Origin of the sequence: Paenisporosarcina antarctica, assembly GCF_004367585.1 — a bacterium.
GTDB classification, from domain to species: Bacteria; Bacillota; Bacilli; order Bacillales_A; family Planococcaceae; genus Paenisporosarcina; species Paenisporosarcina antarctica.
Genome location: NZ_CP038015.1, coordinates 2,052,271 through 2,075,045 on the forward strand (window position 1 = coordinate 2,052,271; position 22,775 = coordinate 2,075,045).

Consider the following 22,775-nt stretch of genomic DNA (forward strand, 5'->3'; position numbering starts at 1 on the left):
ATTAGCCCTCCTGTCTACTTTCAGCTTGGCTTTCTAAATGTATAATTGCCACTTGAGCTGCTTTTTGTTCAGCCTCTTTTTTAGACTTCCCTTTTCCTTCACCTAGCTCATTGCTTCCAAGTCGAACGCTCGAAACAAAAATTCGGTTATGGGCTGGCCCTTTTTCATCTACTATTTCATATATTAATAACCCGTTATTCATTTTCTGGACTATTTCTTGCAATTGACTCTTATAATCCATCACATGCGAAAAAGCACCGCTTTCGACTTTTGGAAAGACCACTTGTTCTAAAAACTTCACAACAGGTTGTAAGCCTTGGTCTAAATAAAGTGCTCCAACAAAAGACTCAAATACATCCGCAAGAAGTGCTGGGCGTGTTCGACCTCCTGTAATCTCTTCTCCCTTACCTAAAAGTACATATTTTCCAAAGTTCAAGTCATTTGCAAATAAAACGAGTGAGGGTTCACATACGATTGCCGCACGTAATTTAGTCAATTCACCTTCGCTCATGGCAGTAAACTTTTGAAATAAATACTCAGAAATAGACAGTTCTAGAACAGCGTCACCTAAAAATTCAAGTCTCTCATTGTCCGTGTAAAGTTTCCGTCGATGCTCATTCACATAAGATGAATGGGTAAATGCTTGAAATAGAAGATTATGATCTACAAATTGAACTCCTAATTCTTGTTGTAAGATTGCAAATGATTGTTTAACTGTTTCGGAAAATGTTCCATTTTTTTGAGGTAACCCTCTACGTTTATCCATCATCTATATAATCTGCCTTTCTACAGTTTCTATGGTCTAGTTTACCCGTTTGTTTCCCTTTGTGCAAAAAGAAATAGAGACGCAGAAGACCATTCAAGTTGAATGTCCTCCACGTCTCGCAACGGAATAATTGCTTATTCTTGTTTGCTTTCAATAAAAGTAACTGCACTTCCTACAGTACTGATTTGTTCAGCATCTTCATCCGAAATCTCCATATCAAACTCATCTTCTAATTCCATAACAAGTTCTACTACATCTAGAGAATCAGCACCTAAATCATCACGGAAAGAAGCTTCCATTTTTACTTCGCTCTCGTCTACACCTAAACGATCTATAATTACTTTTGTTACGCGCTCTATTACTGTTGCCACTAAAGTCACCTCCCCTCAATGATTATACAAAAAACCACTCCAACTTCATAGTGGTAATTACATTACCATACCGCCATCTACGTGAAGTGTTTGGCCCGTGATATAGTTCGAATCTTCAGACGCAAAAAATACAACAGCTTTTGCGACGTCTTGTGGATTTCCTAGTTTACCTAAAGGGATTTGAGTCAGCATTTGCGTTTTCACTTCTTCAGGTAATTTCTCGGTCATCTCCGTTGTAATAAACCCTGGTGCTATTGCATTAACATTAATGTTACGACTTGCTAATTCTTTAGCTGTTGTCTTCGTTAAACCAATGACACCTGCTTTTGCAGCTACATAGTTAGCTTGACCTGCATTCCCAGAAACGCCGACGATAGATGAGATATTTATGATCCTACCGGCACGTTGTTTCATCATTTGACGAGTGACAGCTTTTGTACACAAAAATACGCCTTTTAAATTCGTGTTGATCACATCATCCCACTCATTTTCTTTCATACGCATCAATAGATTGTCACGTGTGATTCCGGCATTATTTACTAAAATATCAATGCTTCCGAAACGGCTCATCGTTTCAGTAACCATGAATGATACACTATCTGCGTCACTGACACTTGCTTGAACGGCAAATGCTTCGCCACCGCTTTCGATAATTTCATTAACTACTTCTTCTGCTTTTGCTTGGCTACCACTATAGTTAACAGCAACCCTAGCGCCTTCTTTAGCTAAGTACTTTGCTATTTCTGCTCCAATTCCTCGTGAAGCTCCAGTGACGATTGCTGTTTTACCATTCAATTTCCCCATTACTTCCACTCCTTTGATGCTGCAATCACTTGATCTATTGACTCTAAGTCATATGCTGCATAAATAACTGCAGAACGATCTATTTTTTTTACTAATCCACTCAAAACTTTACCTGGCCCACATTCGATAAATGTGTTGACACCTAATTCCATCAATGCACGAATCGACTCTTCAAAACGTACAGGAGAATATAATTGTTGAACAAGCAATTCTTTCATTTCTTCTGATGTGGTTACAGGACTTGCAGTAACGTTAGAAATAACAGGCACATCTGTATTATGCATTTCCAATTGATCCAAAGCGTCTTGCAACTTCGAGGCTGCTGGACGCATTAGTTCCGAATGGAAAGGTCCACTTACCACAAGCTGGATTGCACGTTTAGCGCCCGCTTCCTTGGCTTGCAAAGATGCTTTCTCTACACCTTGTTTTGTTCCAGAAATAACAATTTGTCCTGGGCAATTCAAGTTAGCTAATTGAACCACATCTCCTTGTGATGTTACAAGGTCCGTAATTTCTTTCAACACTTCTGACTGCATACCTAATATCGCGGCCATAGCACCTTCGCCAGCTGGCACAGCTTCGTTCATGTACAAACCTCGCTCATGGACAATCTTAACGCCATCTTCAAAGGACATGACACCTGAAGCTACAAGCGCCGAGTATTCTCCCAAACTATGACCAATTGTATAGTCAGGTTTTAATCCGGCCGCTTGAAGAATTTCAGATATCATTGTACTTGTCGTTAACAGTGCAGGTTGGGCATTGTATGTATAGGTTAATTCTTCTACAGGTCCTTCTATCATGAGTTTAGATAGGGCGAAACCTAATTGTTTATCCGCTTTATCATAAAACTCTTTATTTCCTTCATTCGCGTGAACTAGTTCACTTCCCATTCCAACAGCTTGTGAACCTTGTCCTGGAAAAATAAATGCAATCTTGGTCATTGTGTTTTGCCTCCTGCTATTGTTGAATGGATGGTTCCGCATACGTCAAATTCAACCATTGTACGGGCTTGGCGGATGGCGTTCATTACTGCAGTTGCATTTGAAGAACCATGCGCTTTTATGACTGGTGCTTTTAAACCAAATAGAGCAGCTCCACCATATTCGGTATAATCCATTTTCTTTTTGAGGCCACGTAAATCATCTTTTACAAGATAAGCTGAAATTTTCGACTTCGTGGAAGACGCGTACACTTCTTTTAACATGCTAAAGAAGCTAGCTGCGGTTCCTTCGATTGTTTTTAATACCATGTTGCCTGTAAAACCGTCTGTTACTACGACATCGGCTACTCCTGAAAGCAAATCACGCGATTCCACATTACCTACAAAGTTGATAGGTGCTTCTTTTAGCTGATTAAACGCCGTTTTTGTCAACTCATTGCCTTTTGTTTCTTCTGTTCCAATGTTCAGTAAGCCAATACGTGGAGAGTCAATACCTCTTACTTTCGCAGCGTATATACTACCCATAATTGCGAATTGCACTAAATGTTCGGGCTTAGCATCCGAATTAGCACCTAAATCCAACATCACAAAACCTTGTCCATCAATTGTTGGTAATGTTGGAGCAAGGGCAGGTCGATCAATTCCTTCAATTCGTCCTACAATGAAGAGCCCCGCCGCCATAAGTGCACCCGTATTCCCTGCAGAAACACACGCTTGTGCTTCGCCATTTTTCACAGCTTCAGCCATGCGCACCATAGAGGCATCTTTTTTTCGACGAATTGCTCTTACAGGTTCATCGTCGGATTCTATTTTTTGTTCTGTATGTATAACTGTTAACCTCGCATGTGGCTTTACAAAAGGTTTTACTTTTTCCTCATGTCCAAATAATAGAATGTGAATATCATCAAATTGTTCAAGTGCTAAAAAGATTCCTTCTACGATTTCTTTAGGAGCGTGATCTCCTCCCATAGCGTCTACAGCAATTTTCATTTCGTATCACCTTTACTTGGCTCATTCGTTCGATACATTTCAAATTGTCCTTCAAAAACAATCTCGTTTTCAACAGTTGAAATGACTTCTACAAATGTGCGATTTTTTTCTTGATCTTTTAGGATAACAATTGCTTTCGCAATGACCCGATCTCCGAGTTTAACTGGTTTTACAAAAGATAAATTGGATTTTACCGTCAATGCCAATTCATCCTTAATGACCGCAACTGCTAAAGAGTTCGCTTGTGCGAATAAATGATGACCTCGTGCAATTTGATTTCGCTTAAAGATATGTTCTAATTTTACGTCAAATATGGAAATAGCACGTTTATCGAGTTCAATGTCTACCATTTCTCCAATCAATTCATGTATAGACAAAGATTGAAGCTCATCTTCAAATGACTTTGAAGCTACATGTTTGATCCGTTCACGCAACTCAGGTATTGAAAGTTCTAAACGGTCTAAACGGATTGTTTGAACACTGACTGAAAACTGGATTGATAGTTCTTCATCTGTAATAAACGGATTATTTTTTATGGTCTCAATTAATAGTTGTTGGCGTTCTTTTTTTGTACGTTTCATAGTTCACCATCCGATATTAGCACTTGGTACTAATATCAGTATATAAACACAAGAAAAAGAATGCAAGGATTGTCTGTAATTTCATAGTTAATAAGTGCATCAAAAGACCGTTTAATGGAATTCATGTATCACCAACGTCGTCTTGTTACCGTATTTGCAAAGTTGTCTTGAAGTATCAGGCTTACAACAACGGATGCAATGACTTCTGTTTTGCTCCTGCGGTTACTCGTCGCCTAAGAGATTGCATATAGGACGCAAATGGTCTTTGCAGACTTCATTCTTTTTAAATATCAACAGTTATTTTCAGCGTCCTTTTAATTAATCTGGGTAGTCATGCACACTTATTAATCTATTCGTTCTCCATTTAATGCACCTGACTGTTCTAAGTAAGTACGTAAATACTTGGTCTCTTCACTTGTCCAAAATTCATCAGATGCAAGAAATTTTTCAGCATCTTGTCTAGCTGTTTCTAATGCTCGGTAGTCATGAACTAAGTCTGCCATTTTAAATTCTGGAACCCCACTTTGTTTGCGACCGAAAAAATCACCCGCACCTCGAAGCTCTAAATCTTTTTCAGCCAACTTAAAACCATCATTCGTTTCAGTCATTGATAACATTCGTTCTTTACCATCTTCCGATTTTGGATCAGCTAGTAAAATACAGTAGGACTGTTCTGAACCACGACCTACACGCCCACGTAATTGATGAAGCTGGGCTAATCCAAATCGTTCGGCATCATAAATAACTATAAACGTAGCATTGGGTACATTAACTCCTACTTCTACAACAGTTGTGGACACGAGCACTTGAATTTGCCCTTCACTGAATGCTCGCATCACTTCATCTTTTTCAGTTGAATGTAAACGACCATGCATAAGGCCAACATTAAATTGCTGGTGGAAAATGGAGGATAATTGTTCATATACATCCACAGCGTTTTGAACATCGAGCTTTTCTGATTCTTCGATGAGTGGACAAATTACATATGCTTGGTTACCCGCTTTCAATTCTACAACCATGCGTTTAATAATTTGATCAAATAGTTCCTTTTTGACCCAATGGGTTTCGATTTCTTTTCGTCCAGCAGGCATTTCATCGATGATTGACACATCCATTTCGCCAAATGCTGTAATTGCAAGGGTTCGCGGAATTGGTGTGGCAGTCATAAATAATACATCTGGACTCATCCCTTTGTCTCGTAATACGCGTCGTTGTTCAACACCAAATCGATGTTGCTCATCAGTAATCACGAGACCAAGTTTCCGAAATTCTACATCTGGTTGAATTAAGGCATGCGTCCCAATTAGTAAGTCTATCTCACCATTTTGGAGTTGCTCATGTAGAGTTCTACGAGCTTTTGTTTTCGTAGAACCAGTTAACACCGCGATGCGAATGCCCATTGGTGATAACCAATCATGTAAGGACTCGGCATGTTGTTCAGCTAAAATTTCTGTTGGAGCCATTAATGCCCCTTGAAAACCGGCTGTGATCACTGCGTACAATGCTATTGCCGCTACAACCGTTTTCCCAGAACCTACATCGCCTTGAAGCAATCGATTCATTCGATGAGGTTCTTTTAAATCTTTACAAATTTCATTAACAACCCGCTTCTGAGCAGCTGTTAACTCATAAGGTAAAGTCGCTATCAAGTCTTTTATTTTATGGATATCGTAAGCAATTGCTATGCCCTTATTTTGTTCTTTACGTACTTTTTTAATCGCTTGCATCTTCAATTGAAACAACAGTAACTCTTCATAAACAAAACGTCTACGAGCTTGTTTAACATGGTCAGCATCTTTAGGGAAATGAACACCTTGAAGCGCTTCTTGTACAGGCAACAGTTTGTAGGAATGTCTTATATTATAAGGTAATAACTCTTGTAAATCCGATTCTACTTCTTGCAAAGCTTGATGCATAAATTTACGAAAGGTTTTTTGATGGAGGGAGCCTTTCAAACTATACATAGGCTCAAAATCAACATTATCAGTTTTAGGACCTGCCGAGTAATGAGACACACTAATGGCTTGACGACCACGATCCCATTTACCAGTAACCGTTATCGTTTGCCCGCTTACTATCTTATTTTTCAAATATGCTTGGTTAAAAAATACGACTTTTATTAAATGTGGTCCTACGAGTAGACGAATTTGTAATCTGGATTTATTTTTCCCTAAAAAAAGAACGGAAGGCTCGCTTTCGACCCTTCCTTCAACTGTAACACGTTCATTATGTGGTGTTTCTGCAATATTTTTTAATCTAAAATCTTCATGACGATATGGAAATGTCATGACTAAATCATGCAAGGTCAATATCCCCATATCGGCAAGTGTTTTTTCCGTTTCGCCACCAATGCCCTTTAAGCTACTAACGGACTGAAGTGCCTTATTAGACACCTTTTACAAAATCCGCACCAAAAATTCTTTCAGCTAGTGCTCTTCCTGTTGGTGTCGCCGCTAAGCCACCTTGCGCTGTTTCTTTTAAAGCAGTAGGCATCGTTTGACCAATTTTATACATAGCATCAATTACTTCATCACATGGAATGCGACTAGTTACACCTGCAAGTGCCATATCAGCAGAAACTAATGCATTTGCAGCACCCATTGCATTGCGTTTCACACACGGAACTTCAACTAAACCCGCAACCGGATCACAAACTAGTCCAAGCATGTTCTTCATTGAAATGGCAAAAGCCTCAGAACATTGCTGTGGAGTACCTCCAGACATTTCTACAATGGCAGCAGCAGCCATCGCAGCTGCTGAACCAACTTCTGCTTGACATCCACCTGCAGCACCCGAAATAGACGCGTTGTTTGCGACAACAAATCCAAATGCACCTGAAGTAAATAAATAACGAATCATTTCTTCACGTGTAGGATTTAATTGATTTTGAACAGCAAATAAAGTACCTGGAACCACTCCTGCAGAACCTGCAGTAGGAGTTGCACAAATGGTTCCCATAGCTGCGTTCACTTCGTTTGTTGCGACAGCTTTACTCACAGCATCAATTAATAACGCCCCTGAAAGTGTCTTTCCTGTTTTCATATAGTTGTGAAGAAGTACCGCGTCTCCACCGGTTAATCCTGATGTCGAATGAACACCTTTTAAACCCTTTTCCACCGCTTGTTCCATGACAGTTAGATTGGTATCCATTTGCTTCATAATATCTTCACGACTTCTTCGGGTAACCAGCATTTCTTGTTCAATCATTAACTCAGAAATCAATTTATTTTCAGTTGTCGCTAATGCGACTAACTCTTTTACATTACGGAATAAAAATTTCATGTAATACCCCTCCTCAATCTGAGATTTTCGTTACCTGAGTAATATAAGGCAATAACGCAATTTGTTGTAACACATGCTCGTCGATCGGCTCATCGACTTCAATAACCATTAACGCCATTTGTCCCTGTTCTTTACGGGAAACTTCCATATGGCCAATGTTGATATTTTGTTCTGCTAAACAACTTGCTACTTTTGCAATACTTCCCGGCTTATCATCGTGTACGACTAAAATTGCTGAATGATTCCCCGATAATCGAAGAGGAAATCCATTTAATTCACTAATCTCGATTTTTCCTCCGCCAATTGAAATACCAATGAGTTCCATTTCGCCTGATTCGTCACCTATTACAAGACGTGCCGTATTCGGATGTTCAGTATGACCGCTTTCTGGAATAAATTCAAAACTTAGGCTCGCTTCTTTTGCAAGGTCGAACGATGTTTTAATGCGTTCATCAAACGTATCAAAACCTAGTAATCCTCCAATAATCGCGATATCCGTACCGTGACCTTTGTATGTTTCAGCAAACGAACCATATAAATAGATCTTTGCCCACTTCGGTTGTCTACCAAATAACTCGCGTGTCACAAGACCGATTCTTGCCGCACCGGCAGTATGTGAAGATGAAGGTCCAATCATCACTGGACCAATGATATCAAAAACTGAATTAAACTTCATTTTGATGACTCCTTTTATATGAATTTTACATTTATTTCATAACACAAAATAGTATTAATAAAAGTATAACGTAAAAAGTGAATTCGCTTACATTTCCATTCGAACAGAGGCCGTACGGGCTGGGTTTTACAGCTAGATACTTTCCTAAAAAAACAGTGAACCTTTATCGATTCACTGTTGTCGTACCTATTCGACTGATATTATATAAGGATACAGTGGTTGTTTTCCGTTGTACACTTCTACATCTGCATGTGAATATTTTTCTTCTACAAATGCAGCCAATTCCTTGGCCTCTGTTTCTGTAACATCTTCTCCATATATAATTGTAATGATTTCTGCATCTTCATCTACTAAGTCATGGAATAATGATTTTGAAACATCAACTAGTGAAGGTGATGCAAGAATAATCTTCCCTTGCGATATAGCCATATAGTCATCTTTTTGAATTTCGACACCATCAATTGACGTGTCACGAACAGCAAAAGTAATTTGACCTGTTTTGACATGTGCATATGCCTCAGTCATTGTCGTTTTGTTATCTTCAACTGTAGCTTCTGGATTAAATGCTAAAATGGCTGCTAGACCTTCAGGTACTGACTTAGTTGGGACAACGGCTGCTTCAATTCCAATCACTTCAGCGGCTTGTTGGGCAGCCATTATGATATTTTTGTTATTTGGTAAAATAAGAACTTTTTCAGCTCCAATAGATTCAATCGCTTTAACGATATCTTCTGTTGATGGATTCATCGTCTGACCGCCAACTATTACTGCACTTGCACCTACACTTTTAAGAAGATCTGAAATTCCTTCGCCCATCGCAACCGTCACAATCGCATATGGATGTTTTTTTACAGGTACAGACGTTAATACGTCCTTTTTATAATCGTCTCCAACAATTTCAGAGTGTTGTTGACGCATATTGTCAATTTTTATTTTAATTAGGTCACCGAACTTTTGTCCGTAACCCAAACAATTTCCAGGTTGTTCAGAGTGAATATGTACCTTTGCAATTTCATCATCAGAAATAACAAGCAGTGAATCACCAAACTGACTTAATCCTTCACGAAAATCATGTTCATTAAAAGGATTTTCTGCCACTTTTTCTGGCATGAACTTCACCATAAACTCTGTGCAATAACCGAACTCAATATCGGCTGTATCCATAAAACCTTGAATCTTTTTATGGTGTTCTGCACTTACTAGATCATCCATAGAATAAGAGGACGTTTTTTCAGGTAGTTTTTCACCTTTCATGGCAGCAATAAAACCTTCGTAAACGTATACGAGTCCTTGTCCACCGGAATCCACAACCCCTACCTCTTTTAAAACAGGTAATAAATCTGGTGTTCTCTCTAGTGATGCTTTTGCTTCTTTCAGCAATTCTTCCATTACCACTATTATATTATCTTCATGTTCAGCTACTTCTATCGCTTTTTTCGCTGAATCTTTTGCGACTGTTAAAATAGTACCTTCAACTGGTTTCATGACTGCTTTATAAGCCATATCTACACCATGTTGGAAAGCATGAGCAAAGTCTTTTGCAGATAACGTCGATTTCGTTTCAACATCTTTCCCAAATCCACGGAAAAGTTGAGACAAAATGACGCCTGAGTTCCCACGGGCTCCCATTAATAATCCTTTTGAAAGCGCTTGAGCTGTTTTTCCAATATGAGCAACTGCATGTGCTTCTGTTTCTTTTGATCCAGAAGACATTGACAAGTTCATGTTCGTTCCCGTGTCACCATCGGGAACAGGAAAGACATTTAACGCATCCACATAATCTGCATTTTGGAATAAGTGATGGGCACCCATTTTCACCATTTCTGCAAATTGAATTCCGTCTAAAGACTTCATATCCTACTTCCTCCTCTTATGGGTTCGTAACACGAACTCCTTGAACGTAAATATTTACTGATTTAACAGCTAGGCCTAATGTTTTATTTAGTGTGTATTTTACTTTCGATTGAACTTGATATGCTACTTCCGATACTTTTGTACCATAGCTGATAACAATGTACATATCTATGTGAAGATCTTCGCCATTCTGACGTACAAGTACACCTTTAGAGAAGTTTTCTTTACGTAAGATATCAGTTAAACCATCTCGAATTTGATGTTTTGTTGCCATTCCAACTATTCCATAACATTCAATCGCTGCTCCACCCGCAATCTGGCCAACGACATCATTTGAAATATCAATTTGTCCGAATTCGTTTTTCAATTCAATTGACATAGAGAATGCCTCCTTATAAGTCCTTTTTGACTACCCTTAATTGTACTACATAATGAGTTGTAATAAAAGTCAACGTTAAGATTCTCTTAAAATCGTCTGCCAAGGTATTTCCCTTGAAAGAGAGATGTAAAAGTTATTGCTACGAAAATTACTTTGTGATATAATCCTAAGGTATGTGAAATATATCGAACTGAAAAAATTATTTCAGCTTCTTTGTTGAGGAGGAAAAATAAATGCCTAAAGTATGTGTAATTTCAGGGCGTAAAGCTCGTGCTGGTAATGCTCGTTCTCACGCAATGAACAAAACAAAACGCACTTGGGGAGCTAATTTACAAAAAGTTCGTATTCTTGTAAACGGTACTCCAAAACGTGTATGGGTTTCTGCGAGAGCACTGAAATCTGGAAAAGTTGAGCGCGTTTAATCTTCGTGCTTATAAAAAAAAAGCCAGACTGACAATTGTCAGTCTGGCTTTTTTTCATTTTTCTTCTTTTTAGGTTTGTCTTCTTTATCCATCCATCCCAAACACATTCTTGCAAAACCACTAACTGCTTTCGGTAATCTAAAGGTATAAACACGCATGCCTTCACTCCTTCTCATTGATCTGAGCTTCGTATTAATAAACATATGCCAGATGAAAAGGAGATAGACCCATGTTCGTCCAATAGTTGATTACTTGTAAATCGTGAACTACCTATATTTATGGTTTCATTGCTCACATTATATTTCATGCCAGTTAATGTTATTTCTTCGACATTTTCATGAAAAGCAAAAAAAGACATAAATGGTAATTGAGGATTTGTAGTTAATTTTATGATACCAGGTGTTAACAGACGCATTTCATTCCATTTGTTACGTACGATAAATTGAATTCCAGGATTGTCCTTCTGAAATCGATACACGCTGTTGAGTACCGAAATAAAATGGTCCAAACGCCCTCCTGTTACACCTACTAAGACGACTTGTTGTGGATCGAAATCAAGTGAGTGTATGAGTGCTAAATCTGTATCCGTTTCATTTTTATCCACAGATGCTACTTTTACTGAAGCCACTCGGTTGGTTAAATCCAAAAATTCTTCTGAAGATAGTGAATCAAAATCACCAACAGCTACAGTTGGAATAATGCCTTCGTTAAGTAAATACACTGAGCCCTTGTCCGCTCCAATAAAAACAACTTCATCAGATAATTTGTAGGGCTCAAGGGGGGCCAATTCATCAATTGGCCCCCCAGCGCAAATCACAACCGTTTTCATGTAAGGATCGCTCGTTCGCCTGCTTCTTGAATGTCTTGAAGAGCTTTTGAACGGTCTTCTTTACTATAGATAGCTGAACCTGCAACAAAAATTGTTGCGCCTGCTTGTGCACAAGGAATAATAGTGTCTTCATTAATGCCACCATCAATTTCAATTTCGATATTCAAGCCTTTTTCTTTAATGATTGTCGAAAGTTTTTGTATTTTTGGTATAACTGAATGAATAAATTTTTGTCCGCCAAATCCAGGATTAACCGTCATAAACAGTACCATGTCAATGTCTTCAAGTACATGTTGAATGGATTCAATAGGTGTATGTGGGTTTAACACAACACCTGGCTTTACACCAAATGAACGAATTAGTTGAATTGTTCGATGCAAGTGAGGACATGCTTCTACATGAACTGTAATGTAATCAGCACCCGCTTTTGCAAATGATTCAATAAAATCATCTGGGTTCTCGATCATTAAATGTACATCTAAAGGCAATTTTGTCACCGGTCTTAATGCTTCAACAACAATCGGACCCATTGTAATATTTGGCACAAAATGACCGTCCATAACATCAATGTGAATCAGTTGTGCACCAGCTTGTTCGACTTCTTTTACTTCTTCAGCCAATTTCGAAAAATTGGCAGCTAAAATTGATGGGGCTATTTTAATCATATTAATACCTCGGCTTTCGCTCATTTATTTCGTCTAAAAACTTAACATAATGTTTGTATCTGTATGCTTTGATTTCACCAGATTGAACCCCCGCAAGAACTGCGCATTTCGGTTCGCTAATGTGTAAACACTCTCTAAATTTACAACTATCAGACACTGCTCGGAATTCAGGAAAACAATAAGATAATTGTTCTTTATCTATTTCATCAAAATCAAATGAACTGAACCCTGGAGTATCAGCTAACAGTCCTTCACAAACCTCAACGAGTTCAACATGACGAGTTGTATGTTTCCCACGGCCAAGTGCTTGTGAAATGATACCTGTTTTCAAATTTAATGAGGGCAACACTGTATTCAGTAATGTCGATTTCCCCACACCAGACTGTCCAGCTAAAACACTAATTTTCCCTTTTAAGACTGGTGCGATATTCGCAACCAATTCTTCGTCATCTTTGAATGTTTCTATTATTTGATAACCAATTGCTCTGTAATCATTAATAAACGGTCGAATTTTTGCCATTTCAGATTCAGTAATTAAATCCGTTTTAGTTAAACAAATAATCGGTTCTACATTAAATGACTCTACGACAACAAGAAAGCGATCCAACAATAAAGGATTGAAGTCGGGTTCTGTTAACGAAAACACGAGTAAAGCTTGATCAATATTAGCGATTGGTGGACGTACTAGTGCATTCTTCCTTTCATGAACAATGGTAATTGTCCCGTCAGAACTACCTTCCACTTCATAATCGACATAGTCTCCAACGAGTGGATTCACTCCACGATTTCTGAAAACACCACGCCCTCGGCATTGTATAAACTGTTCTCCATCTTGAACATAATAAAACCCGCTAAGCGCTTTACGTATTTGCCCTTTTGGCATCGTATTCCTCCCTAATTGATACTGTTATACTCTATGATTTCATCTTCTATAACTTTTGAGTCTACCATAATTCGGTATGCTCCTTTTTGACCTTCTTCAATTTCTAATTTAATTTCGTGTAATTTTGTTTCTGTAAGAACAAATTCCTCAACAGGTTCTGTCAAAGTATGGTTCTGATCCTGAAGATAAATACGAACGAGTTGTTCAACATCTGGTTCTTCAGGTTCATAAGGAATTTCGACCATTTTCACAAAGGTTTTAATTTGCTTAGCTGTTTGGCCTTTTGATAACACAATTTCGATCAAGCTACCCGGTTTAAGCATTGTTCCTGCAACTGGCGTTTGAGAAATGACAAATCCTCCAGGTACGTCCACAGAAAAATCTTCACTCACAATTCGAATGTTAAATCCAGATGATTTAGCATAGTCATTAAGTGTTTTTTCGTTATATGCTTTTGTTAAATCAATGACGCTAATTAGATTAGGACCTTTACTCACTGTGAATACGAGTTCGGTTTCATCAGGAATAATATCACTATCTCCTGCTGGTTTTTGAGAAAGAATTCTACCTTCAGGTTCATCTGAAAATTCTTCTTTTGTTTCAATGGAATCAAAGTTTTGTGATGCTAATAAATCCTTAACATCATTAATATCACGTCCTACGTAATCAGCTAGATAAACTAATTCTTTCCCACTTGAGACTACGAACTCAATTTCAGTTCCTTCATCTCTTATTTTTCCAATTTGTGGAATAGTACGGATAACTTGACCTTCTTCAATGTCTTCAGAAGATTCTTGAGATTCATTTCCAGCAATCAAGCCTACATCTTCCACCATAGCAATCGCTTCGTTTAAAGGCAATTTTTCAACATTAGGTACTTCAACTTTATTTGGTCCAAAAAGTTGTGGGAATGCGAGTATTATAGCTAAACTTGCCAGTATGAGTAATGAAACTATCCCTAAAATCCAAGGCCATTTTTTCTTTTTCTTTTTTTCTTCAACAACTGGATTCGGTGATGAAGTATTTTCTTTTGAGAGTTTCTTAGTATCGGCTAATTGATCGTAGCTGCCATCTTTAATAATAGGCATTGCTTTGGTAGCACCATCATCAGTTGGAATGGCAAATGCCTTTTCATTTGCACGTTCTTCAGATAATACGTTATTTAAATCGAATTCCATTTCTTCGACAGTTTGGTAACGATTTCGAGGATCTTTTGCTGTCGCTTTCATGACCACATTTTCCAGACTTTGAGGAATACTAGGTACAACAGCTCTTACTGAAGGTGTTTCAGTTTGTAGATGTTTTAATGCAATGGATACTGCTGATTCACCTAAAAAAGGAAGTTTTCCTGTAAGTAATTCGAACAACACGATACCTAGTGCATAAATATCTGATCTTTTGGTTGCCGTTCCACCACGTGCTTGTTCAGGAGATAAATAATGTACAGTTCCTAAAACCGAATTAGTTTGAGTAAATGATGTGGCACTTAAAGCCATTGCAATCCCAAAGTCTGTAATTTTGACATGATGAATTCCATCCATCAAAATATTTTGGGGTTTAATATCTCGATGAACAATTTGATTTTGATGAGCGTGGCCAATTGCTGAAGTTAATTGTTTCATGATGTTCACTGTCTCAACTGGTGAAAGTGGTGCAGCATCTACAATATAATGTTTTAATGTTTTACCTTCCACAAACTCCATCACCAAATATTGCAAGTCCTTATCTTCACCGACATCAAAAATATTAACAATATTAGGGTGGGTCAGACTAGTTGCGGCAAGTGCTTCTCGTTGAAATCTTCTATGCAAATCGTCTTCATTTGAAAAATCATATCGCAATACTTTGATGGCTACATCTCGATCAAGAATCATGTCGTGAGCGAGGTAAACATTGGACATGCCCCCTCCACCAATCATTTCGAGAACTTTATATCGTCCACTGATTCTTTTGCCTACGAGCATGTCTACACCTCCTCTTTTGTATTGGTAATTAACACGAGAGAGATGTTATCTTCTCCACCTTTTTTATTTGCGAGATCTACTAGTTGAGTGCCTTTATCAAGAACGGATACATCTGTTGACATAATTTTTGTCATGTCATCAATCGATAATTTATTACTTAACCCGTCTGAACATAATAGTAAGTAAGAATATGTAGGAAACATTAATGAAACAAAGTCAGGCTCAATCGTTTTTTCGGTTCCTAATGATTTTGTAATTAAATTTTTCCTTGGATGACTTTCTGCTTCCTCTTCACTAATTTCTCCATTTTCAACTAAAATGTTTACATATGAATGATCTTTTGTTAATTGTTTCATTTTTCCAGCGTGCCATTCATAAGCACGACTATCTCCAATATGACAGAGTACTTTTTGTTCGTCAGTTAATACCGCCGCTAAAAATGTGGTGCCCATTCCTTGGCAATCTTCATGCGTTAAAGAATAATCAAAGATCAAGCTATTAATTTTTTTTACTGAGTTTGAAAACCAATGTTTAATAGTTTCTTCTGAAGAAAACTGTTCAGAGGTGGCACTATTAAAGTATTCACCAATTTTAGTGACAGCCATATTACTTGCGATATCACCTGCATTGTGTCCACCCATCCCATCAGCAATAACTCCTAAACGGACAAAATCTGATCGCACGATAACTGCAGCACAATCCTCATTTACCGAGCGTTTTTGACCGATATCACTTAATACAGTGTATTTCATCAATTGTCACTCCGTTTCTTGTTGACGCTTCTCTCACGAAGTTGTCTGCAAGGCGCATCAATATCAGAGTCGTATTCACGACAGCTTGTTTCTCAAATCAGACAAGTCAATGTTGCTTCTTTTACAACATTGACTTAATAATTTCTTCTTTAGTTCACTTCGTTAGAGTGTTTCTCTTTTTTTCGTAATGCAGCAACAAAAGAGCCATCGCTGTTAAAATCCTGTGGGAAAACGTGTATCATACCGTTTGTCGTTAAATGTTGGTATGCTTCAGGTAAAATATTTAATTCTTCCAACTCCATGTCTGAATGATTGGCAAGAAAGGCTTGAACAGTTCCGATATTTTCAACTTCATCAATCGTACAAGTACTATATACAATTAAACCACTTGGCTTCAATAACTTATAAGCTTCGTCAAGTAGGCTTAATTGAATTTTATTCAATGAAGCAAAATCTTCTTGTTTTTTGGTATACTTTATATCCGGTTTCCGACGAATAACACCTAGCCCGCTACACGGTGCATCTACAAGAATACGATCAAATGAATGTTCATCATATTCATGTGTTAATTCACGACTATCCCATGTACGTGTTTCAACATTTTCAAAACCTAATCGAGTTGCTTGATCAGAGATAAGTTTAACTTTGTGAGGATGTAGATCAACGGAAACTAGAGAACCTTCCCCATTTAGTTTTTCTGCAATATGCATTGATTTACCACCTGGTGCAGCACACATGTCTAACACACGATGACCCGGTTCAACTCGCAGTGCATAAGTTGGAATCATAGAACTTTCATCTTGTATGGAAACAACGCCATATTGATAAGCCTGAGTTTTAGCCACTTGACCTTTTTCAATATGAAGACATTCAGGAATTACTTCGCTTTGGCGTGCCACAATACCTTCATCTAATAACATATCAATTGCCTCTTGCACGGAAATGCGAGTCGTATTTACTCGCACAGTATGTGCAGGAGGGATATTATTTTCAAAAGCCATTGTTTCGGCTTTCTCAAAACCAAATTGTTTAACCCATCGTTCTATTAACCATAATGGATGACTTGCCGCAATTGATAATCGTTCAATAGGATCTACTATCTCATCAGTTGAACGAACTCCTTGACGTAAAATCCCTCTTAAAATCCCATTCACTAAGCCTGCTGTGCCTTTATGACTTCGTTTTTTGGCAATTTCTACTGCTTCATTTACAGCTGCATGATTTGGAATACGATCTAAATAATGGATTTGGTAAAGTGAAAGACGCAATAATTGTCGCACCCAATCATCGAGTTTCCCTTTAATAAATGGTTGTAAATAATAATCGAGAGTCATCTTATGCTGAAGTGTCCCATAAGTAATTTCCGTTAAAAGTGCACGGTCTTTTAGTTCAATATCATATTTTTCAATTGTTTGATGAAGTAACAAATTGCTATATGCTTGATTTTTTTCAATAGACATTAATATTGATAATGCCGCGTCACGTACATTTCCATTCCACATTCGGTATGATTTATTACTCATTGAAACTGATCCCCAATCTGTAATTTAGAACCAGTGCCTCGCAGAAACTCCTCGGCAGACATTTTTTTCTTGCCAGCTGGCTGTAATTCTGTAATTTCAAAGGCTTGTTCGTTGCCTGTTTGTACAACAATTCGATCCACCTGTAACTCAACCACCGTCCCAACAGGTTGACTATAGCTTTGTTGACTCGGCTTCCCCCACCAAACTTTTACTGCTTCTTGTTTTAATGTGGTATACGCAACCGGCCAAGGATTGAGACCACGTACTTTATTATAAATATCTTGTGAGGGCTCATTCCAATTGATACGTTCTTGCTCTCTAGAGATGTTGCGAGCGAAAGTAACAAGACTTTCATCTTGCACAGTTCGTTCATTGGATTCGCTAAGAATCGTAGGCAATGTTGATTTTAGCAAGTCACAACCAACGACACTTAATTTTTCAAATAGAATTCCTGTTGTATCGGAAACTTCAATTGCGATTGCTTTTTGTGAAATAATATCACCAGCATCTAATTTTTGAGCCATGTACATAATTGTAACACCCGTTTGAAGTTGGCCATCCATAATAGCTTGATGAATAGGTGCTCCTCCACGATAAGCCGGTAGCAAAGAAGCATGTACATTTAAACAGCCATATTTTGGTGAATCTAACAACTCTTTCGGAAGTATCTGACCAAATGCAGCTGTTATAATGATATCCGGGTTTAAGGATAAAATTTCGTCTAATTGTTGTGAACCTTTCAGTTTTTGAGGCTGCAAGACAGGTAATCCAAGTCGTAAAGCTTCTTTTTTGACCGGAGTAGGCGTTAACAACTTCTTGCGTCCTACAGGTCGATCTGGTTGAGTCACAACAGCTAAAATGGAATATCCTTCTTCATATAGCATAGTCAAAATGGGTACTGAAAAATCAGGGGTTCCCATAAACACTAGAGAAGTCATAGTAACTCCTCTTCTTGTGCTTCAAGCTCAGCAAGATCAACGACACGAAGAATTTTTGAATCAAATAAAATCCCGTCTAAATGATCAATTTCGTGTAAAATAGCTCTTGCTTCATAATCCTCTGCTTCTAGTTCGTACCATCTACCGTCTCTTTCCTGTGCTTTCATTCGCACATAAAACGGACGCTCCACTTCACCATACAATTCAGGGAAACTAAGGCAACCTTCTATCTCAATAACAGATCCTTCTGTTTCTAAAACTTCCGGGTTGATCATTTCGATAATGTCTTCACCTTCGCCAAGATCAACAATCGCAACGCGGATAGATTCACCCACTTGTGGAGCTGCTATTCCAATACCATCTGAATCAACCATTGTGTCGTGCATATCTTTTAATAAAGTAGCAAGATTTCGGTCAAATTTAATCACTTTTTTTGTCTTTGTAGTTAATATAGTACTTGGATGTTTTACGATTGTTCTAATAGTCAACTGTCATTCCTCATTTCGTTTATGCTCACATGATAGAAGAAGGATTCAGGTCAATTGACATCAAAATTCCTTTTTTCATCCAATCTGTTCGGTAAATACGTGTTAATTGCTGTAACACTTCCGGGAGCGTAGGTTCTTTTTTGTATTTTATCAAACATTGGTAACGATATCTATTTTGTACACGACTAATAGATGACGCCGTAGGACCAATAATCTCTGTCGAATTAGATAAGTTTTCTCTGAGCCAATTCGCTGTTTTATGTGCGTATTCCGCTGTCATCAAGACATCTTCATGCGTGATTTGAATAAATGCAACAAAGGTATAGGGTGGGTAGGCAAATTGTTTTCTATTCACCATTTCTTGATTATAAAAAGGGACAAAATCATGATGTTTTGCAAATTGAATCGCATAGTGTTCTGGGGTATAGGTTTGAACAATAACTTGCCCTTCTTTATCATGTCTTCCGGCTCGTCCACTAACTTGTGTCAATAATTGAAATGTCTTTTCAGCTGCTCGAAAGTCTGCTAAGTGAAGAGTTGTATCCGCAGATAAAACACCAACTAACGTGATGTTCGGGAAATCAAGCCCTTTGGCAATCATTTGAGTACCAAGTAAAATGTCGGCTTTCCCATCTCCAAATAGTTTTAATATATGTTCATGTGATCCTTTTTTACGTGTTGTATCAACATCCATACGAAGAACGCGAGCGGTTGGAAACAAACGCGCAATTTCTTCTTCTACTTTTTGCGTGCCTGTGCCAAAAAATCGGATGTGATCACTTTTACACTCCGGGCATATGTTTGGCACTTGTGATTCTTCTCCACAGTAATGACACTTTATCCGTTCTTGATGTCTATGATAGGTCATGGAAATATCACAATTTGGGCATTCTACCACCGTCCCACAATCACGACATAAGACAAAAGACGAATGTCCACGTCGATTTAAGAACAAGACCATCTGCTCTTGCTTATCCAACCGGCGACGAATAGATTCTGCTAATTCCAAAGAAAACATGGAGCGGTTGCCGTTTTTTAGTTGTTCGCGCATATCTATGACTGACACTTCAGGTAAAGCCTGATCCCTAGGCCTTTTAGTCAAAGTTAATAAACTATAATTCCCTTTTTTAGCACGCGCATAAGATTCAAGGGACGGAGTAGCACTTCCTAAAATGACTGGACAATGGTGATATTCGCTTCTCCATATCGCTACATCTCTTGCATGATAGCGTGGAGAATCGTCTTGCTTATAGGTACCTTCATGTTCCTCATCTAAAATAATCAAGCCAATATTTTGAAAAGGGGCAAAGACCGCTGAACGGGCACCTACTACCACTTTCACTTCACCACGTTTAATCTTTCGCCATTCATCATATTTCTCTCCAGTCGATAAACCACTATGCAGTACAGCAACTAGGGAGCCAAACCGTTCTTTAAAACGATTGGTCATTTGGGGGGTAAGTGAGATTTCCGGTACCAAAACGATGGCTTCTTTTTGATCGTGTAACGCGCGTTCAATTGCTTGTAAGTATACTTCTGTCTTTCCACTACCTGTTATGCCATGTAGAAGAAACGTTTTTGCTTCATGTTTATCATATGAAAAAATGATTTCACTCAATGCGAGGTGTTGTTCATTTGTTAAAGAGTGCTTTGCCGATACATTAATTGTTCTATCTGCATATGGATCTCGGTATACTTCTTCTAATTCTAGAGTGGCTGCGCCTTTTTCCATTACCGCCTGTAACACAGCATTTGAGGTATTTAGTCGTTTTAACAAATCAGTTGATACGATGCGTGTCCCGGCATAATTCATCATCCATTTGACAACATCTTTTTGTTTCTTTGCTTGGTTTGATATATTTAAATGAATCTCTTGTAATTTTTTCACATCTGATTCAATTAAAATCATTCTTACTTTTTTTACAGCGGTCTTTTGTTTGACTACCGTTTCCAATGCTAGAATATTTTCTTTTATTAATTTCTTAATAGTCGTTAGCAATTCCTTAGACTCATCGACCTTTAACTCAACACGGTCTTTTTGTTGGAACATTGCTTGAATACTTTGAGGAAGTTCAAAATTGTGATCCACAATTTCAAGAATTTTTTCGTATTTGGCACGTAATGCAGATGGTAACATAACTTGAAGAGCATCAATTTCATAACATAATGTGTGCCTTCTCAACCACTTTGTCATTTCGAGCATTTCTTGAGTCAACACTGGTTCGATATCTAAAAGTTCACCAACCGGCTTTTGTTTTTCCACTGGAACATCGGTTTCGCTTTTAATGGCTGTTACAAACCCCAAGACTTGCCGATTTCCAAAAGGCACTTTCACACGACTACCACTTTCAATTATTGTTTGAAACTTCTCAGGAACTGCATAATCAAAAGGTCGATCAATTGGATAAGCCGCAACGTCAACAATGACCTCAGCGAACATGTTGTACTTCCTTTTCATGAGACAATATCGTTTCAAACAATTGTATAGCTAACTGTTTTTTCGTCATATTATCAAAATACTGTACATAATTTTCTTTACCAATTAACACGACTGTATTTGTATCTGTTCCAAAACCGCTATCAGCTTGCGTGACGTCATTGGCAACAATATAGTCCGCATTTTTCTTAGACAATTTATCTTTTGCATACACTTCTATGTTGTTTGTTTCTGCAGCAAAACCTATCACTAGTTGCTTTGTTTTCCTTTGGCCAAGAGTCATTAAAATATCGATTGTACGTTCGAGTTCGAGTGTTGCATCGCCTGCTTGTTTCTTCATTTTCTGATCATGAATAGTTTTTGGACGATAGTCTGCTACTGCAGCTGTTTTGACCACAATATCTGCATGATCATAATGATATAACACCGCTTGCAACATTTGTTCTGCACTTTCCACATGTTCAACTTTAACACCATGTGGAATCGGTAAAGAAACCGGACCTGATACAAGAATCGTTTCTGCACCCATTTTCACAGCTGCTTCAGCAAGTGCATAGCCCATTTTTCCAGAAGAAAAATTGGTCAGATATCTTACAGGATCGATTCGTTCACGAGTTGGTCCTGCAGTAATAACTACTTTCTTTCCTTTTAACGGCAATTCAGTTGGTAGGAAGAAGGATTCAACTAATCCCACGATTTTTTCTGGTTCTTCTAATCTTCCTTTTCCTACATACCCACAGGCTAGAAAACCTTCTGAAGGTTCAATAAATTCATAGCCATCTTCTGCAAGTGTCGCAATGTTTCGCTTCACTGCTGGGTGATCGTACATATGTACATTCATAGCTGGTGCTATCCATACCTTAGCTGTTGTCGCTAGAAGTGTTGTTGTCACCATATCGTCACCAACTCCATTGGCAAGCTTTCCTATGACATTTGCAGTTGCAGGAGCCACAATGACTAAATCTGCCCAATCTGCTAAGTTTATATGAGCGATGACCCCAGAATTTTTTTCATCAAAAGTATCTGTATAAACATCATTTCGAGACATCACTTGAAAGCTCAGCGGCTGCACAAACTTTGTCGCAGATTCCGTCATGATGACTTTGACATCCGCTCCCGATTGCGACAATTTACTAACGAGGGCAACTGCTTTATAAACTGCAATACCACCAGATACGCATAATAAGATTTTCTTGTTTGCTAGCATGAACATTCTTCCTTTCTCAAA

At 38.2% G+C, this 22,775-nt stretch carries 23 protein-coding genes; 1 reads left to right on the plus strand and 22 read right to left on the minus strand.

From position 1 onward, the window contains the following. Window position 1: 1 nt before the first annotated feature. From rnc to E2636_RS10270, 11 genes are all read right to left on the minus strand, one after another. Window positions 2-769, minus strand: a complete 768-nt coding sequence (gene rnc, locus E2636_RS10220) for a ribonuclease III (protein WP_134210104.1) — start codon at window positions 767-769, stop codon at window positions 2-4. A 131-nt stretch (window positions 770-900) separates the two neighbouring features. Further along, window positions 901-1,137, minus strand: a complete 237-nt coding sequence (gene acpP, locus E2636_RS10225; RefSeq protein WP_017380831.1) for an acyl carrier protein — start codon at window positions 1,135-1,137, stop codon at window positions 901-903. 57 nt (window positions 1,138-1,194) lie between these two features. Continuing rightward, on the minus strand, window positions 1,195-1,941 hold the full coding sequence (gene fabG, locus E2636_RS10230; RefSeq protein ID WP_134210105.1) for a 3-oxoacyl-[acyl-carrier-protein] reductase: 747 nt from the start codon (window positions 1,939-1,941) through the stop codon (window positions 1,195-1,197). Further along, window positions 1,941-2,885 (minus strand): ACP S-malonyltransferase, encoded by a 945-nt coding sequence (gene fabD / locus E2636_RS10235; RefSeq protein ID WP_134210106.1) that lies wholly within the window; start codon window positions 2,883-2,885, stop codon window positions 1,941-1,943. The genes fabG and fabD overlap by 1 nt, the downstream gene beginning before the upstream one ends. Beyond that, window positions 2,882-3,874, minus strand: coding sequence for a phosphate acyltransferase PlsX (plsX, locus tag E2636_RS10240; RefSeq protein ID WP_134210107.1), 993 nt, complete (start codon window positions 3,872-3,874; stop codon window positions 2,882-2,884). Before plsX ends, fabD begins: the two co-directional genes overlap by 4 nt. Beyond that, window positions 3,871-4,455 (minus strand): transcription factor FapR, encoded by a 585-nt coding sequence (gene fapR / locus E2636_RS10245; protein WP_134210108.1) that lies wholly within the window; start codon window positions 4,453-4,455, stop codon window positions 3,871-3,873. The genes plsX and fapR overlap by 4 nt, the downstream gene beginning before the upstream one ends. Window positions 4,456-4,799: 344 nt before the next feature. Then, complete coding sequence (recG, locus tag E2636_RS10250) at window positions 4,800-6,848, minus strand: ATP-dependent DNA helicase RecG (RefSeq protein WP_134210109.1); 2,049 nt, start codon at window positions 6,846-6,848, stop codon at window positions 4,800-4,802. Next, complete coding sequence (gene sdaAA, locus E2636_RS10255) at window positions 6,841-7,737, minus strand: L-serine ammonia-lyase, iron-sulfur-dependent, subunit alpha (RefSeq protein ID WP_017380825.1); 897 nt, start codon at window positions 7,735-7,737, stop codon at window positions 6,841-6,843. Before sdaAA ends, recG begins: the two co-directional genes overlap by 8 nt. A gap of 13 nt (window positions 7,738-7,750) precedes the next feature. Continuing rightward, on the minus strand, window positions 7,751-8,413 hold the full coding sequence (gene sdaAB, locus E2636_RS10260) for an L-serine ammonia-lyase, iron-sulfur-dependent subunit beta (protein WP_134210110.1): 663 nt from the start codon (window positions 8,411-8,413) through the stop codon (window positions 7,751-7,753). 186 nt (window positions 8,414-8,599) lie between these two features. Next, window positions 8,600-10,267 (minus strand): DAK2 domain-containing protein, encoded by a 1,668-nt coding sequence (locus tag E2636_RS10265; protein WP_017380823.1) that lies wholly within the window; start codon window positions 10,265-10,267, stop codon window positions 8,600-8,602. Window positions 10,268-10,283: 16 nt separating this feature from the next. Then, complete coding sequence (locus E2636_RS10270) at window positions 10,284-10,646, minus strand: Asp23/Gls24 family envelope stress response protein (protein WP_017380822.1); 363 nt, start codon at window positions 10,644-10,646, stop codon at window positions 10,284-10,286. A 233-nt stretch (window positions 10,647-10,879) separates the two neighbouring features. Between E2636_RS10270 and rpmB the strand changes: the two genes are divergently transcribed. Beyond that, window positions 10,880-11,068 (plus strand): 50S ribosomal protein L28, encoded by a 189-nt coding sequence (gene rpmB / locus E2636_RS10275; RefSeq protein WP_017380821.1) that lies wholly within the window; start codon window positions 10,880-10,882, stop codon window positions 11,066-11,068. 38 nt (window positions 11,069-11,106) lie between these two features. On the opposite strand, the gene spoVM is transcribed toward rpmB, so the two are convergent. The 11 genes from spoVM to coaBC form a co-directional block, all read right to left on the minus strand. Then, window positions 11,107-11,226, minus strand: coding sequence for a stage V sporulation protein SpoVM (gene spoVM / locus E2636_RS10280; protein ID WP_017380820.1), 120 nt, complete (start codon window positions 11,224-11,226; stop codon window positions 11,107-11,109). 14 nt (window positions 11,227-11,240) lie between these two features. Next, window positions 11,241-11,897, minus strand: a complete 657-nt coding sequence (locus E2636_RS10285) for a thiamine diphosphokinase (RefSeq protein WP_134210111.1) — start codon at window positions 11,895-11,897, stop codon at window positions 11,241-11,243. Then, complete coding sequence (rpe, locus tag E2636_RS10290) at window positions 11,894-12,562, minus strand: ribulose-phosphate 3-epimerase (protein ID WP_134210112.1); 669 nt, start codon at window positions 12,560-12,562, stop codon at window positions 11,894-11,896. Before rpe ends, E2636_RS10285 begins: the two co-directional genes overlap by 4 nt. A gap of 1 nt (window position 12,563) precedes the next feature. Further along, window positions 12,564-13,445, minus strand: coding sequence for a ribosome small subunit-dependent GTPase A (rsgA, locus tag E2636_RS10295; RefSeq protein WP_134210113.1), 882 nt, complete (start codon window positions 13,443-13,445; stop codon window positions 12,564-12,566). An 11-nt stretch (window positions 13,446-13,456) separates the two neighbouring features. Then, window positions 13,457-15,409, minus strand: coding sequence for a Stk1 family PASTA domain-containing Ser/Thr kinase (gene pknB / locus E2636_RS10300; protein WP_134210114.1), 1,953 nt, complete (start codon window positions 15,407-15,409; stop codon window positions 13,457-13,459). Window positions 15,410-15,411: 2 nt separating this feature from the next. Then, the gene (locus E2636_RS10305; protein WP_134210115.1) at window positions 15,412-16,161 is read right to left on the minus strand and encodes a Stp1/IreP family PP2C-type Ser/Thr phosphatase; all 750 of its coding nucleotides are present in this window, start codon (window positions 16,159-16,161) and stop codon (window positions 15,412-15,414) included. A 149-nt stretch (window positions 16,162-16,310) separates the two neighbouring features. After that, complete coding sequence (gene rsmB, locus E2636_RS10310; RefSeq protein ID WP_134210116.1) at window positions 16,311-17,684, minus strand: 16S rRNA (cytosine(967)-C(5))-methyltransferase RsmB; 1,374 nt, start codon at window positions 17,682-17,684, stop codon at window positions 16,311-16,313. Beyond that, complete coding sequence (gene fmt, locus E2636_RS10315) at window positions 17,681-18,622, minus strand: methionyl-tRNA formyltransferase (RefSeq protein ID WP_134210117.1); 942 nt, start codon at window positions 18,620-18,622, stop codon at window positions 17,681-17,683. Before fmt ends, rsmB begins: the two co-directional genes overlap by 4 nt. Next, window positions 18,619-19,110 carry a peptide deformylase gene (gene def, locus E2636_RS10320; RefSeq protein WP_017380812.1) on the minus strand — a complete coding sequence of 164 codons (492 nt, stop codon included), beginning with the start codon at window positions 19,108-19,110 and terminating at the stop codon, window positions 18,619-18,621. The genes fmt and def overlap by 4 nt, the downstream gene beginning before the upstream one ends. Window positions 19,111-19,135: 25 nt before the next feature. After that, window positions 19,136-21,550 carry a primosomal protein N' gene (priA, locus tag E2636_RS10325; protein WP_134210118.1) on the minus strand — a complete coding sequence of 805 codons (2,415 nt, stop codon included), beginning with the start codon at window positions 21,548-21,550 and terminating at the stop codon, window positions 19,136-19,138. After that, window positions 21,540-22,754 (minus strand): bifunctional phosphopantothenoylcysteine decarboxylase/phosphopantothenate--cysteine ligase CoaBC, encoded by a 1,215-nt coding sequence (coaBC, locus tag E2636_RS10330; protein WP_134210119.1) that lies wholly within the window; start codon window positions 22,752-22,754, stop codon window positions 21,540-21,542. The genes priA and coaBC overlap by 11 nt, the downstream gene beginning before the upstream one ends. Window positions 22,755-22,775: the final 21 nt, after the last annotated feature.

Coding starts and splice junctions, on each gene's coding strand:
- rsmB (WP_134210116.1), bottom strand. CDS start 17,684: ATGAGTAATAAATCATACCGAATGTGGAATGGAAATGTACGTGACGCG.
- fabG (WP_134210105.1), bottom strand. CDS start 1,941: ATGGGGAAATTGAATGGTAAAACAGCAATCGTCACTGGAGCTTCACGA.
- priA (WP_134210118.1), bottom strand. CDS start 21,550: ATGTTCGCTGAGGTCATTGTTGACGTTGCGGCTTATCCAATTGATCGA.
- rnc (WP_134210104.1), bottom strand. CDS start 769: ATGATGGATAAACGTAGAGGGTTACCTCAAAAAAATGGAACATTTTCC.
- sdaAB (WP_134210110.1), bottom strand. CDS start 8,413: ATGAAGTTTAATTCAGTTTTTGATATCATTGGTCCAGTGATGATTGGA.
- coaBC (WP_134210119.1), bottom strand. CDS start 22,754: ATGCTAGCAAACAAGAAAATCTTATTATGCGTATCTGGTGGTATTGCA.
- fapR (WP_134210108.1), bottom strand. CDS start 4,455: ATGAAACGTACAAAAAAAGAACGCCAACAACTATTAATTGAGACCATA.
- sdaAA (WP_017380825.1), bottom strand. CDS start 7,737: ATGAAATTTTTATTCCGTAATGTAAAAGAGTTAGTCGCATTAGCGACA.
- fabD (WP_134210106.1), bottom strand. CDS start 2,885: ATGACCAAGATTGCATTTATTTTTCCAGGACAAGGTTCACAAGCTGTT.
- rsgA (WP_134210113.1), bottom strand. CDS start 13,445: ATGCCAAAAGGGCAAATACGTAAAGCGCTTAGCGGGTTTTATTATGTT.
- pknB (WP_134210114.1), bottom strand. CDS start 15,409: ATGCTCGTAGGCAAAAGAATCAGTGGACGATATAAAGTTCTCGAAATG.
- spoVM (WP_017380820.1), bottom strand. CDS start 11,226: ATGCGTGTTTATACCTTTAGATTACCGAAAGCAGTTAGTGGTTTTGCA.
- E2636_RS10270 (WP_017380822.1), bottom strand. CDS start 10,646: ATGTCAATTGAATTGAAAAACGAATTCGGACAAATTGATATTTCAAAT.
- plsX (WP_134210107.1), bottom strand. CDS start 3,874: ATGAAAATTGCTGTAGACGCTATGGGAGGAGATCACGCTCCTAAAGAA.
- fmt (WP_134210117.1), bottom strand. CDS start 18,622: ATGACTTCTCTAGTGTTTATGGGAACCCCTGATTTTTCAGTACCCATT.
- E2636_RS10305 (WP_134210115.1), bottom strand. CDS start 16,161: ATGAAATACACTGTATTAAGTGATATCGGTCAAAAACGCTCGGTAAAT.
- rpmB (WP_017380821.1), top strand. CDS start 10,880: ATGCCTAAAGTATGTGTAATTTCAGGGCGTAAAGCTCGTGCTGGTAAT.
- rpe (WP_134210112.1), bottom strand. CDS start 12,562: ATGATTAAAATAGCCCCATCAATTTTAGCTGCCAATTTTTCGAAATTG.
- E2636_RS10265 (WP_017380823.1), bottom strand. CDS start 10,267: ATGAAGTCTTTAGACGGAATTCAATTTGCAGAAATGGTGAAAATGGGT.
- E2636_RS10285 (WP_134210111.1), bottom strand. CDS start 11,897: ATGAAAACGGTTGTGATTTGCGCTGGGGGGCCAATTGATGAATTGGCC.